The following is a 12206-nucleotide window of genomic DNA, read 5'->3' as shown; positions in this document are numbered from 1 at the left end:
GCACCCTGGCAGCGCGCGATCCGCAACGCCGGACGCTCGCCCTCGTCCCCGCGCGGTATCCGGGGCAGGATGCTTCTGGTGGAGGCGCCGGGTACCGCCCCCGGGTCCTGAAGCGTTATTACGAACCGGTCATCAACCTCGCAGCGACCCTATCCCATCTCGGCCCGCGGGTCCATCGCGTGCGGACGGCTATCCTGGCCCGAAGTCGGTGGCGCCGCGGCCGACGAGTCCCCATATGAGTCCGATCCCTCCGCGCAATCCCGTGCTCTGGGCCACGAAGCGGAGGCCGAGATGGCACGCGAACTCAAGACCGGCAAAGCCCAGGGCGTCACGCCCGAGGACTTCAACGAGCGCGTGAAGCGCCTCCTCGCCGACAAGCCGGATCCCCGCAAGGCCGAACCGGCGCGGAAGAACTTCAAGGCCAGCAAGCCGCTCGTGCGGAGCTGAGAAGCCGCTCCGGGGACGTTCGCTTCGCCGCGGACGTCTCGCGCTCAGTCCCCTGACGATGCCCGCGGCGCTCGCTGCCGCGATCGCGACGGCAGGCGACGACGTCGCAGAACGCGGCGGCCGAGGGATCCCTATATCTGCGCTGTCAGTGGAACGGCTCAGGAGGAGCTACGATGAGAACCGAGAGGGCGGTGCTAGCCGGTGGTTGCTTCTGGGGCATGCAGGACCTCATCCGGCGGCAGGAGGGCGTGATATCGACCCGCGTCGGCTACACGGGCGGCGACGTGCCCAACGCGACCTACCGCAACCACGGCACCCACGCCGAGGCCATCGAGATCATCTACGACCCGGATCGGACGAGCTTCCGGCGCATGCTGGAGTTCTTCTTCCAGATCCACGACCCGACGACGCCGAACCGCCAGGGCAACGACCGGGGCCTCAGCTATCGGTCGGCCATCTTCTACACCGACGACGGTCAGCGCCGCGTGGCCGAAGAGACCGTCGCCGACGTCGACGCCTCCGGCCTGTGGCCCGGCAAGGTCGTGACCGAAGTGTCGCCCGCCGGCCCGTTCTGGGAGGCCGAGCCGGAGCATCAGGACTACCTGGAACGGCGTCCCGACGGATATACCTGCCACTTCATCAGGCCGGGCTGGGTGTTGCCCGCGCGCGCTCCCGCCACGCAGGGCGCATAGGCTCCCCTGGCCGGGGCCGCCGGACCGTCGGCGGTCTGAGGTCCCGACGATCATGACGGAACGGCCGGCGATGTCGCTGGCAGGTCCGGAAGCAGAGGTTCGTCACGGCACGGATGATCAGCGCGGCCTTGCCGTGCAGATCGGCGACGATGCCGGGACGCGCCTCCCAACGTCTGCAGGACCGCTCCGCCGAAGGCACCGATCCGTCCGGCGACGGTCGCACGATCCGCGCCGGGCATCGCATCCGTCCAGCGCGCAGTGCGGCCGCCGCCGGGGCACGGTCCGGTCAGACCGCGAGTTCGGGCCTCGTCCGCCCGCCGAGATATGCCGACCGGATCTCGTCGTTGGCCCACAACGCGTCGGGCGCGCCCTGCAGGACGAGGCGGCCCGTCTCCAGCACGTAGCCGCGATCGGCGACCGAGAGCCCCATCCGGGCATTCTGCTCCACCAGCAGCACGGTGGTCCCGCGGCGGCGCACCTCGGCGATGATCGCGAACACCGCCTGGACGATCACCGGGGCCAGTCCGAGGGAGGGCTCATCCAGCAGCAGGATCCGCGGCTTGGCCATCAGGCCGCGCGCGAGGGCCACCATCTGGAGCTGGCCGCCCGACAGCGTCCAGCCCAGGGCGTCGCCGAACCGGCGGATGTCCGGGAAGAGGTCGAACATCGCCTCGACCTCGTCGCGCAACGCCCGCTTGCCGAGGCCGGAGCGGTTGGACGCCCCGAGCATGATGTTCTCGCGCACCGTGAGCCCCGGGAAGACCCGGCGTCCTTCCGGGACGTGGGCGACGCCGAGCCGCACGATCGTCTCGGGCTTCAGGCCCTCCAGCGGCCGCCCCTCCAGCAGGATCGTGCCGGCGGCGGGCCGCACCAGCCCGGAGATTGCCTTGAGGGTCGTCGACTTACCGGCGCCGTTGGAACCCAGCAGCGTCACCACCTCCCCGGCGCCGACTGAGAAGGACAGGCCGCGCACGGCCTCGATCTCCCCGTACCGGACGACGAGATCGCGGATCTCGAGCAGGGGCGTGGCGGGCGTCGTCATCGCGGGGGTCACGCCGGAGCGAGGTCGGTCTTGAGGCTCGCCGCCGGACCGGCGGCAGCGTCCTCGCCCAGATAGGCCTGGATCACCGCCGGCTCGCGCAGCACGGTCGCCGTGACGCCGTCGGCGATGCGGCGGCCGAAGTTCAGCACGGTGATATGGCTCGCCACGTCGCTCACCAGCGTCATGTCGTGGTCGATGATCAGGATGGTCAGGCCCTTGGCGGCCATCCGGCGCAGGAGCACCGTCAGGGCGTTCTTCTCGCTGGAATTGAGCCCCGCGGCCGGCTCGTCGAGGAGCAGGAGCACGGGGTTGCCGGCCAGCGCCCGCGCGATCTCGATCAGGCGCTGGTGGCCGTACGAGAAGCCGGAGATCGGCTCCAGCGCCCGCCCCTCCAGCCCCACGAAGGCGAGCGCCGCCCGGGCGCGGGCCTCCAGGCCCGCCCGGTCGCGCGCGCCCGAGGGGTTGTCGGGGCGCTCGGCGCCGATGACGACGTTCTCCAGGGCGCTCATCGAGCGGAACAGGCGGATGTTCTGGAAGGTGCGCCCGATCCCGGCCGCCGCCCGCCGGTGCGGGGACAGGCGCGTGACGTCCTGCCCGGCCAGCCGCACGGTGCCGCCCGTGGGGCTGTAGAGGCCCGATAGGACGTTCAGCGTCGTGGTCTTGCCGGAGCCGTTCGGGCCGATCAGCGCGTGGATGCCGCCCCGCGCCACCGTGAAGCTCACCGCGTCCACGGCCTTGAGGCCGCCGAAGTGCTTGGACAGGTCCGACACCTCCAGCATCGGCGCCGTGGAGGCCCCGCCCTGGCTCAGGGTCAGCTCGGCGGCGGGCGGCGGGGCCGGGCGGGCCCGGCGCAGGCGCCGGACCTGGTCGCCGAGGAAGCCCCAGATCCCGTCGGGCATGAACACCACGATCAGGATCACCGCGAGCCCGTAGATCGCGAGGTAGAGCCCGGGGATCTCCTTGAGGAAGCGGAGCCATTCCGGGATCAGGATCAGCAGGGCGGTGCCGATCACGGCGCCCACCGGTGAGCCGACGCCGCCGAGCAGCGCCATCGTCAGGAAGACGATCGACTCGGCGAAGGAGAACTGGTCCGGGCTGATATAGGTGAAGCTGCCGGCGAACAGCCCGCCGCCGAGCCCCGCCAGCAGCGCCCCGAGGGCGAAGGCCGCGACCTTGGTGCGGTAGATGTCGATGCCCGACACGCCCGCCGCGAGCTCGTTGTCGCGCACCGCCCGCATGGCGCGCCCGAGCCGGGTCCGCGGCATGTGCCAGACGAGCCAGCCGACGACGGCCAGCACGAGCACGCACAGGGCGAGGTAGCTCTGCCCGTCCGCGAACAGGGCCGGGCGGCGGATGTTCGGCACGCCGTCCGGCCCGTGCGTGACCGGGATCCAGTTGGTCAGCACGAGCGTCAGGATCTGCTGGAACGAGATCGTCACCATGGCGAGGTAGTGGCCGCCGAGCCGCAGCGTGGAGGCACCGAGCGCGGCGCCCAGCACGACCGCGAGACCGAGGCCGGTGATCAGGCAGATCCAGAAGTTGAGGCCGCCGTCGACCGTGCCGAGCCCGACAGCGTAGGCACCGATCCCGAAGAAGGCGGCCTGGGCCAGGTTGATCTGCCCGCACAGGCCGAGCACCACGGTGAGCCCGATCACCGCGATGGCGTAGGTCGCCGCCTGCATCAGGATGTTGAGGGCGTAGCCGCTGAGCGGCGTCGTCGCGGCCAGCGTCACCAGGGCGGCGGCCAGGACCGCGTAGGCGAGGCTGCCCAGGGGCAGCCGGCGCGGCGCGGGCGCTGGCTTCGCCGCGGCCGGGCCGGCGCCGGTGGAGGGTCGACCGCTCATGCCTTCTCCGCCACGCGCTCGCCGAACAGGCCCTGCGGGCGCACGACCAGGAAGACCACCAGCACCAGGAACGCGAAGGCGTCCTTGTAGGGGACCGAGATGTAGGCAGCCCCGAAGGTCTCAATGATGCCGAGCGCGAGGCCGCCGATGATCGCCCCGGTGACGTCGCCGAAGCCGCCGATGATCGTCGCCGCGAAGGCCTTGAGGGCGATCGTGGCCCCCATCTGGATCGACACGAACAGCACCGGCGCCACCAGGATGCCGGCGATGCCGCCGAGCACCGCGCTGTACACGAAGGTCAGCATGATCATCCCGGCCACCGGGATGCCGAGGAGAGCGGCCATCTCCTTGTCCTGGGACGTCGCCTGCAGCTTCTTGCCGACCAGTGTGTGCTCGAAGAACCAGTACTGGAACGCGACCAGGGCCGCCGTCACCGCGATGATCAGCAGGTACTGGCTGTCGAGGAAGACCGGTCCGAGCAGGAACCCTTGCGTCTCGAAGACGGGCGGGAGCACCTGCGGCTGCGGCCCGTAGAGGGCGAGCGTCGTGTTCGCCAGGAAGATCGAGGCGCCGATGGTCGAGATGATCACCGGCAGGTAGCTGCGGTGGCGCAGCGGGTAGTAGACGCCGAGATTGAACAGGGCGCCGAGCAGCGCCATCCCGCCGAGGGTCAGGAGGAGGGAGAGCCAGTAGGGCCACTGGAGGTCGACGGCGAAGACCACCATCAGGAAGGCCGCCACCATCGAGAACTCGCCCTGCGCGAAGTTCACCACGTTGGTGGCGCGGAAGATCAGCACGAAGCCGAGCGCCACCAGGGCGTAGACGGAGCCGATGCCGATCCCGGTGAAGAGGAGTTGCAGGATCAGGTCCATGCGGTCCGCACGCGTTGCTTCCTCGGGGAGGCGCCGGGGCCGCGCCGATCCGGCCGGATCGGCGCGGCCCCGAGGCCTGTCTCGATCGGGGCGTCTCAGCCCTGGTAGAAGTCGATCCGCCGGTCGAAGACGATGTTGCCCTTGTCGTTGCGCACGACGTTGTAGCCGTGCAGGCCGTCACCGTTCTTGTCGAAGTTGTAGGTGCCCTCGGCGCCCTCGTGGCCGCGCACCGCGAGCAGGGCCTCGCGGATCGCCTGCGGTTCGGTCTTGCCCGCCGTGTTGATCGCCTTGGCCAGCACCGTGACCGCGTCGAAGGTCCAGGACGACTGGTTGTCGGGGGCGACCTTCATGGCGGCCCGGTAGGCCTTGCCGAAGGCCCGGGCGGCGTCGCTCGATTCCTCGGCGTAGTCGGCCACGCCGTAGGTGCCGAAGAGCGACGGCCCGGCGAGCTTCAGCGCCGTCACGTTGGTGATCGACGGCGAGCCGACCCAGGGCGCGGTGACGCCGAGCTGGCGCAACTGCCGGGCGAAGATGCCGATGTCGTTCTCGAAGGTGAAGTACGAGCCGATCATGTCGGCGCCCGACTGGCGGATCGCCAGCACGACCGGGGTGAAGTCCTGGCTCTGGTTGGTGTAGCCCTGGTCGAGGGCGACCGTGGCGCCGCCCTTGGCGAGGCTCTCGGTCAGCGCCTTGGCGCCGCTCGTGCCGAAGGCGTCGGTGGAGTGGATGATCGCCCACTTCTTCTTCCCCAGCCCGTTGACGCCGTGCTCGGCGATCACCCGGGCCGAGAAGCTGTCGTTGGGCCGGAAGCGGAACAGCCAGGGATTGCCGAGCTGGGTCAGAACCGGGTCGGTGCCGCCGAAGCAGACGGGCTTGCCGGTCTTCAGGATGTCTGGCGCCATGGCGTGGTTCTGGGTCGAGCGGATCGAGCCCAGGAAGCCGACGAGGTCGCCCTGCGAGGCGAGCTTGGAGAAGGCGAAGACCGCGCCGGGATTGGTGGTCTGGTCGTCCTCGGTGACGATCTCCAGGGGCTTGCCCAGCACGCCGCCGGCCTTGTTGACCGCCTCCAGGGCGATCTTGGCCCCGGCGAGGGCGTAGCGGCCGGCATCCGCGCCGGGCCCCGTCACCGGGAGCACCATGCCGATCCGGACTGTCGACCCGGCGCCCTGAGCACAGGCCGAGCGGATCACCCCCGGCGCCAGACCGCTCGCGACTGCGGATGCGGCACCCGTCAAGAAAACGCGGCGCGTCGTCCTCATTGGCGTATCCGTCCCACCGCCGATGCTCAGGCCCGGCGTTGGCGACGATGGTCCCTATTCCGCGCGCCGATGTCTATCCTGCAAGCCTTCGCCGGTCAGATTCGATGAGAAGAAGTTCTCGGATCGTCACTCGACCGATTTCGCTGCGGTGCGGCGAAGCGAACTGCGGTCGCGGCGAGACACCGATCGCGTCCCATCTGTCCTGATGCGGGGCCGGAACGGGAAGATCCGGATACACGCGATCCGAAATGTGTACTTTCAGTCATAAACTTCGGGCTCTTCTGCGGCGTGGACGGGCGCCACAGGCGCGATAGGACCGGCGTCCGCGCGCGGGAGGCCGGACGCGACCGGCCTCGCGACCGGCAGTCTCCCGCGACGGACCGTTCGCGGCCGTCGAGCAGGCCGTGCATCCCGCCGGGGCGGTGCATTCCGCGACGACGCGCTTCCGTTTTCCGGCGAACCGTTGCACCGTCGAGCGTCCAGCACGGGGCATCGCGACCTGAAACGCGTGCGGCGTACGAGCGGGCGCGAGCCCGCCTGTCCCGCGACCGGTCCCGTCATCCAGTCGCGAGGCCGAACCTCCCATGGCACCCATCATCACGACGGTCGAGGACCTGCGGCGGGTCGCGAAGCGGCGCGTGCCGCGGATGTTCTACGATTACTGCGATTCCGGTTCGTGGACGGAGTCGACCTACCGCGCGAACGAGGCCGATTTCGCCGGCATCAAGCTCCGCCAGCGCGTCGCGGTCGACATGACCGACCGCTCCCTCGCCACGACGATGGCCGGCCAGGCCGTCGCGATGCCCGTCGCCCTGGCGCCGACGGGCCTCACGGGCATGCAGCACGCCGACGGCGAGATCCTGGCCGCGCGGGCGGCGGAGGCGGCGGGGGTGCCGTTCACGCTGTCGACGATGAGCATCTGCAGCATCGAGGATGTCGCGGAGACCGTCAGCAAGCCGTTCTGGTTTCAGTTGTACGTCATGCGCGACCGCAGCTTCAACGACCGCCTCATCGACCGCGCGAAGGCGGCGGGCTGCTCGGCCCTGGTCCTGACGCTGGACCTCCAGATCCTCGGGCAGCGCCACAAGGATATCCGAAACGGCCTGTCGGCCCCGCCGAGGCTGACGCCGGGCACCGCCCTCGATCTCCTGACCAAGCCGCGCTGGTGCTGGTCCATGCTGCGCACGCAGCGCCGGACGTTCCGCAACATCGTGGGGCACGTGGACGGCGTGCGCGATACCCGCTCGATCTCGGCCTGGACGGCGGACCAGTTCGACCCGCGCCTGGACTGGGACGACGTGCGGCGGATCCGCGACCGGTGGCAGGGCCCTCTGATCCTGAAGGGCATCCTGGACGTGGAGGATGCCGAGAAGGCGGCCGCGACCGGGGCCGATGCGCTCATCGTCTCGAACCATGGCGGGCGGCAGCTCGACGGCGCCCCCTCGTCCATCGCCGCGCTTCCCGGAATCGCGGACGCGGTCGGCCCGCGCATCGAGGTCCTGATGGACGGCGGGATCCGCTCGGGCCAGGACGTCCTGAAAGCCGTCGCCCTGGGTGCGAAGGGCGTGTTCATCGGCCGCGCCTTCCTCTACGGGCTCGGCGCCTACGGTCAGGCGGGCGTCGCCCGCTCCCTGGAGATCATCCGTACGGAACTCGACACGACGATGGCCCTGTGCGGCCATCGCGACATCCGCGCGGTCGACCGGTCGATCCTCTGGGCACCCTCCGCGCAGAAGACCCGGGACGACGCGCCGGCCGCGCGGCGCATCGCGTCCTGACGGCGCGACCGCCGTTCCGATGCGCGGCCTCGCTGCGTCGAGGGCCCCGATCGGGGTCCATCGTGGATCTCGCTTCCCCCGGCCCGCGCACCGCCGAGAAGCCTCGGCGCGGGACCGATACGAACGGGGCGGTCGCGCCGGGCCGCATCCACAACGACAACGGCGCAGCAACCCGTAGGGTCACTGCGCCGCTGGATCGGGCCGCCGAGGGGGGAAAGACGGCCTGGTGAATTTGGTATGCCAGAAACGCCGTCCGCGAAGTGCGCCCGAGCACATCCAAAAGGATGTGGCGCGGCAGTGACAGAGGTCGGCCATCACCTGTGGACAGCGCGAAGCGCCCTCGATCCGTCAAGGTTCAGGCGCGAGCGTGCTGACCTCTCTCCCGATCCGGCCTCGCCATGTTCGCCAGCCCTCACGCCTTCGTCCTGCATCACCGCGAGCCCCTCGCCGTGCTCGTCTCCTCGGCCCTGTTCCTCGCGGGCGCGCTGCCGCTGTTCTGGGCCATCGGCTGACCCTTCGAGACTCGCCGAACGGCCCGAGCGCCCCGCGTGGCGTCTGGCACGGTGTCTGGCATGGCCGCGCGGTCGAAGCCGGTCGACAATCTGCTTCGACCGCGTCGCGGCTCGCACCTGTTCAACGCGGCTTCGCCGGTTTGCCCGGCGGCCAGCCGTGGGCCTGGATGGCCGTCGTCGGCTTGCCCCGCATCGCCGGCATCACGGACTGCATCCATTGCTGCATGCCCGCGCGCTGAATCCGAGCAAGTGGCGGCTGGACTGCCGCGAAGCGTTTCCCGGCGGGCGGCACGTGGAAGGCCGCGATGGCCTGCAACTCGTCCTTGTTCAGTACGGTGGCGAAACCGCGCGCCTGGATGGCGAGCAGCTCGTCGTAGTGCGCCGTCGGCGTCGGCATGACGACCTCCTGCACCAGCACCTGGGCCTTGTCGGGCACCTCGATCCCGATCTGCTGCATCATGCCGATCACCGGGGCCGCCATCGAGCCGAGCGTCGCGGTTCGGTCGCCCTGCATCTGCGCGACTGTCGCCCGGGCAACCTTCAGCAGGGTCGGATCCGGCGCCGCCGCGGGCGCAGGCTTCGGAGCCGGTCGTGCCCGTACCGCGCCGAGCGACATGGAAGCCAGGCACAAACCGACGACGAGTGCAGAGACCGCGCATGGCGGCCTTGTTCACGAGCGCGGCGCGCTTCCGAAGGCCGTGCGTCCGGTCCGGGTTGCTCCACAGCCCTGAACAGAATTGCGCGGCGCCCCGGCAGCCCTCAGACCTGTCCAGGCTGGCAACCGTAGGGTGGCACGGCGCGGGGGAAGCGCTCCTTGATGCGCTGGCAGCCCCACGCACGGAGCGGCTCCGGCAGGCGGCGGTTCACCTCGATGCCGACCTCGTCGTAGGGCGAGGCGCCGGCCGTGACGTAGCTGTACCAGCGCCAGCCGATCGTACCGGCGCCCGCCAAGGCGATGCCGGCGGCGACGAACACGGCCAACGCGGCTCGCGATTGCGGGTGTCGCGCTTCGCTTCCCATCCCGGATGTCCCTCTCGACGTTGACTGAACGGCGCGCCCCGGGCCGACTGGGACCGTTGCGGCAGCGCCCGACCGCGCTGTAGCTGGCGCGCTCCCGTCGGTCTGTCGATCGGTCGATCGCCGCGGCGCCCGGCCCCGACACGGAGAAGCGCCCCGGACGCGGGAGCTGCCGGCGGCGCCGAGAAGCGCCGCTGATCCGGATCAGCGGCGGCGGTGCTGGCGCCCGCCGCTCCGGAAGGCGCTCGGGGAGTTGTCGGGCGCCGGCCCGCATCGAGTAGGGTGTGCACTGAACGCGGCGTGCCGATCAGCACCGAGAATCGGCGGTTACGGGCTCACGGTGGCCTCAACGAGGAGATGGGAGGACACCATGCGTCAATCGTTTCTGCGAACCGGCGGTGCGGCTGCCCTGGTCGCTCTGGCACTCTGCGCCACCCCGCCGGCCGCTCAGGCGCGCGGCCTCGGCGTCGGCGGGGCCGTGGCGCTGGGCATCCTCGGCGGCGTCGTGGCCGGCAGCGCCATCGCGTCGGCCAGCAACGGGCCCTACCCGGGTCGCCCCGTCTACGCCGCGCCCGACCCCTATGGCGCCTGCCACGTCGAGCGATGCGCGTACATCGACCCGTACGGGTACGAGCACGTCCGGCAGGTCGAGGTCTGCGAGTAGGCCGGCCGCGCCCCGGAGGTCGCGGAACGCTCACGCGCCGTCCGAGCGTGCCCCGTTGACGGGCTGCGGCGTGCTGCCGAACGCGGACGTGTAGAAGCCGCAGCCCGGTCGGTAGTCCGGGGGGCCTATCGCTCGTGCATGGCGGCCGCCGTCAGCGGCCGACTACCAGCGCGTCCTTTCCGGTCGACAGGGAAGGTACGTTCCGTGACGCTCGATCACATCGATCTGACCGGCCTCAACGGGCCCGCCGATCGGGCGATGTTCGAGATCTATTTCGGCCTTCTGCTCCGTCATGCGCGGGACGGTGCTCGCCGTCCTGCACGACGATCACGACATGGTCCTGGTTCTCAACGACTTTACCCGGAAACGCGGCGCGTTCGCCTATCCCGAGGACTCCGACCTGCACCACATCGGCTGCATCCAGGACAGCCGGGAACAGGTCGACGCGCTGAACGCCCGCCTCAGAGTCGATGGCTGGGCCGATGGCTGGGCGGTGCCCGAGCCGCGCGCGTCTCAGGGGGCCTGGACGTTCTACGATAGGGGGTGGGGCAGCTACGTCATCGAGGTTGCTACGCGGACCGGACTCCGGCGTGCAGGGCCCGCCGTCGCCTGGCACAGCATCGCGGCTCGAACGCTACGGCGCCACCGCGATGACCGCTTCTGCCGCGTTGCGCGGCGGCAGCGGTCGGAGGAAACACGACCCGGAGCGGCCATTCGGTGCCCGACCCATCCCGGTCACGCAGGCGGCCATCGAGGATTTTCAGATCACGGTCCTTCGTCGCACATTCGGCCAATCACGAGCGGGACCACAGTTCTTCGAAGCTCCGCGCGATAGCTACGGACGCCTTGCTGCCTGCGCGACAATCTACACATTCAGATACGGTCGTCTTTTCGTGACCAGTTTGTCGATACCTGTCAGCCTCTCGCGCCACAGAGCCGCGTCCCTCTGCTTCGCGGACAGATCCGAAACCAGAGCTTCCATTTTATCGGATGAGAAGGGTGGGTTTGGGCAGAAATAAGGGGTCAGGGGCTTGTTGGCGTAATAATTGAAGAAGAGCGCCCTTCGATTCCTCCCTGTCGCGGGCTTGCCCCTGTGGAAATATCTGAAGGTATCGCAAAGTACTACCGTCCCTTTCGGTCCGGTAAATGATGTAACCTCGAAATCGATTTTGCCTTCTTTCCGGAGATTTACAAGTTTTTGATGCCTGAACCCGCGAAATGTCCGCGACATAGGGGCAAGATGCTGTAGATGAAGGATTTCCAGTGGCCCGCCACTGTCATCGACGTCATTGAGATAGACGGCAACTTTCACCATGGGATTGTCCTCGCTATCCCTGTGCCAAGTTCTCGCACCTCTCTCCGACCCGTCGGCTACAGTAAAGAATATATCAACGCCCCCGTAGGCCGCGGGAAGCCTCAGATACTGCTCGACAATTTCCAGAACCCCGATGTCGAGACCGGCTCGAAAGACGATCTTGAACTGATCCAAGAGAGAAGGATACAGGTCGAGCAATTTTATGGTGTCGATGTTCCGACCGGTCCTGAGGTAATGTTCCTCCATGCAATCGTAAATCTCATTCGCGGCAGCCTGAAACTTCACGCTTCCGAACGACTCGAAAATCCCGGCATCCGCCACGCAGAAGCCGTCCTCCACCAGAGCCTGCCCAAGCAATCTCACGTCGTCTCGCAATTCCGAGAGGTTGGAAGCGTGGGCTCGCACGAGGCTAGCCCTGCCGTCTTCTCTTCTCGTCTTAATAAGTCTGATGGAATAGATTTGGTGAATCGCCTTAGATGGCCACTGCAGGATCCTGTGAACGACTTTCTGGATGAAGACCGCGATCGCGCGAACGATTTTCATAGAGCACCGGTTCCTGAAAGGATGGACAGCTGTCTATAAGTCTTCTTCGAGGACGTCCTGCCGATGCAAACATCTACAATCCGAGGCACCGGAGCGCTCCGATCCAACAAGGTGGTCGCTATGGCGTAAGCAGTTTCAGATCCGAGACATTTCATTAATTATCGACACTCATGCCGCGGTCAATATCTGGCTGCCGCCAGATCTAGCAAAGACATATCGAT

11 protein-coding genes are annotated in these 12206 nt (G+C 68.7%); 4 read left to right on the top strand and 7 right to left on the bottom strand.

All coding sequences use genetic code 11. The features are described 5' to 3' along the window. The first annotated feature begins 291 nt into the window (after positions 1 to 291). Entirely contained in the window at positions 292 to 447 is a 156-nt protein-coding gene (locus J3A75_RS35760; protein ID WP_012329749.1) for a hypothetical protein, read from the top strand. Positions 448 to 620: 173 nt separating this feature from the next. Beyond that, positions 621 to 1139, top strand: coding sequence for a peptide-methionine (S)-S-oxide reductase MsrA (msrA, locus tag J3A75_RS35755; RefSeq protein WP_012329748.1), 519 nt, complete (start codon positions 621 to 623; stop codon positions 1137 to 1139). Between the two features lie 286 nt (positions 1140 to 1425). On the opposite strand, the gene J3A75_RS35750 is transcribed toward msrA, so the two are convergent. From J3A75_RS35750 to J3A75_RS35735, 4 genes are all read right to left on the bottom strand, one after another. Next, positions 1426 to 2181 carry an ABC transporter ATP-binding protein gene (locus tag J3A75_RS35750; protein WP_012329747.1) on the bottom strand — a complete coding sequence of 252 codons (756 nt, stop codon included), beginning with the start codon at positions 2179 to 2181 and terminating at the stop codon, positions 1426 to 1428. 8 nt (positions 2182 to 2189) lie between these two features. Next, positions 2190 to 4025 carry an ABC transporter permease subunit gene (locus J3A75_RS35745; protein WP_012329746.1) on the bottom strand — a complete coding sequence of 612 codons (1836 nt, stop codon included), beginning with the start codon at positions 4023 to 4025 and terminating at the stop codon, positions 2190 to 2192. Next, a complete protein-coding gene (locus tag J3A75_RS35740) occupies positions 4022 to 4897 on the bottom strand; it encodes a branched-chain amino acid ABC transporter permease (protein ID WP_012329745.1) in 876 nt (291 codons plus the stop codon). The genes J3A75_RS35745 and J3A75_RS35740 overlap by 4 nt, the downstream gene beginning before the upstream one ends. A gap of 95 nt (positions 4898 to 4992) precedes the next feature. Beyond that, on the bottom strand, positions 4993 to 6156 hold the full coding sequence (locus J3A75_RS35735) for an ABC transporter substrate-binding protein (protein ID WP_209651343.1): 1164 nt from the start codon (positions 6154 to 6156) through the stop codon (positions 4993 to 4995). A gap of 584 nt (positions 6157 to 6740) precedes the next feature. Here J3A75_RS35735 and J3A75_RS35730 point away from each other — a divergent pair. Further along, positions 6741 to 7934: an alpha-hydroxy acid oxidase gene (locus J3A75_RS35730; protein WP_043073803.1), complete on the top strand. Its 1194-nt coding sequence runs from the start codon at positions 6741 to 6743 to the stop codon at positions 7932 to 7934. A 633-nt stretch (positions 7935 to 8567) separates the two neighbouring features. Here the strand turns inward: J3A75_RS35730 and J3A75_RS35725 are convergent. Then, positions 8568 to 9062, bottom strand: a complete 495-nt coding sequence (locus tag J3A75_RS35725; protein ID WP_209651342.1) for a DUF2059 domain-containing protein — start codon at positions 9060 to 9062, stop codon at positions 8568 to 8570. Positions 9063 to 9205: 143 nt separating this feature from the next. Beyond that, a complete protein-coding gene (locus J3A75_RS35720) occupies positions 9206 to 9421 on the bottom strand; it encodes a hypothetical protein (RefSeq protein WP_164891429.1) in 216 nt (71 codons plus the stop codon). Positions 9422 to 9833: 412 nt separating this feature from the next. On the opposite strand from J3A75_RS35720, the gene J3A75_RS35715 reads away from it, so the two are divergent. Then, positions 9834 to 10127, top strand: coding sequence for a hypothetical protein (locus J3A75_RS35715; RefSeq protein ID WP_209651341.1), 294 nt, complete (start codon positions 9834 to 9836; stop codon positions 10125 to 10127). An 865-nt stretch (positions 10128 to 10992) separates the two neighbouring features. On the opposite strand, the gene J3A75_RS35710 is transcribed toward J3A75_RS35715, so the two are convergent. Then, on the bottom strand, positions 10993 to 11985 hold the full coding sequence (locus J3A75_RS35710; RefSeq protein WP_209651340.1) for a hypothetical protein: 993 nt from the start codon (positions 11983 to 11985) through the stop codon (positions 10993 to 10995). Positions 11986 to 12206: the final 221 nt, after the last annotated feature.

The sequence above is a fragment of the Methylobacterium sp. PvP105 genome (assembly GCF_017876975.1).
Taxonomy (GTDB): domain Bacteria; phylum Pseudomonadota; class Alphaproteobacteria; order Rhizobiales; family Beijerinckiaceae; genus Methylobacterium; species Methylobacterium radiotolerans.
The sequence above is the reverse complement of the archived record's forward strand: the minus strand, read 5'-3'. Positions and strand labels throughout refer to the sequence as shown.

Bases quoted from the DNA above. Each gene is read 5' to 3' on its own strand.
- J3A75_RS35725 (WP_209651342.1), bottom strand. From the start codon at position 9,062: ATGTCGCTCGGCGCGGTACGGGCACGACCGGCTCCGAAGCCTGCGCCC.
- J3A75_RS35760 (WP_012329749.1), top strand. From the start codon at position 292: ATGGCACGCGAACTCAAGACCGGCAAAGCCCAGGGCGTCACGCCCGAG.
- J3A75_RS35750 (WP_012329747.1), bottom strand. From the start codon at position 2,181: ATGACGACGCCCGCCACGCCCCTGCTCGAGATCCGCGATCTCGTCGTC.
- J3A75_RS35730 (WP_043073803.1), top strand. From the start codon at position 6,741: ATGGCACCCATCATCACGACGGTCGAGGACCTGCGGCGGGTCGCGAAG.
- J3A75_RS35710 (WP_209651340.1), bottom strand. From the start codon at position 11,985: ATGAAAATCGTTCGCGCGATCGCGGTCTTCATCCAGAAAGTCGTTCAC.
- J3A75_RS35715 (WP_209651341.1), top strand. From the start codon at position 9,834: ATGCGTCAATCGTTTCTGCGAACCGGCGGTGCGGCTGCCCTGGTCGCT.
- msrA (WP_012329748.1), top strand. From the start codon at position 621: ATGAGAACCGAGAGGGCGGTGCTAGCCGGTGGTTGCTTCTGGGGCATG.
- J3A75_RS35745 (WP_012329746.1), bottom strand. From the start codon at position 4,025: ATGAGCGGTCGACCCTCCACCGGCGCCGGCCCGGCCGCGGCGAAGCCA.
- J3A75_RS35735 (WP_209651343.1), bottom strand. From the start codon at position 6,156: ATGAGGACGACGCGCCGCGTTTTCTTGACGGGTGCCGCATCCGCAGTC.
- J3A75_RS35740 (WP_012329745.1), bottom strand. From the start codon at position 4,897: ATGGACCTGATCCTGCAACTCCTCTTCACCGGGATCGGCATCGGCTCC.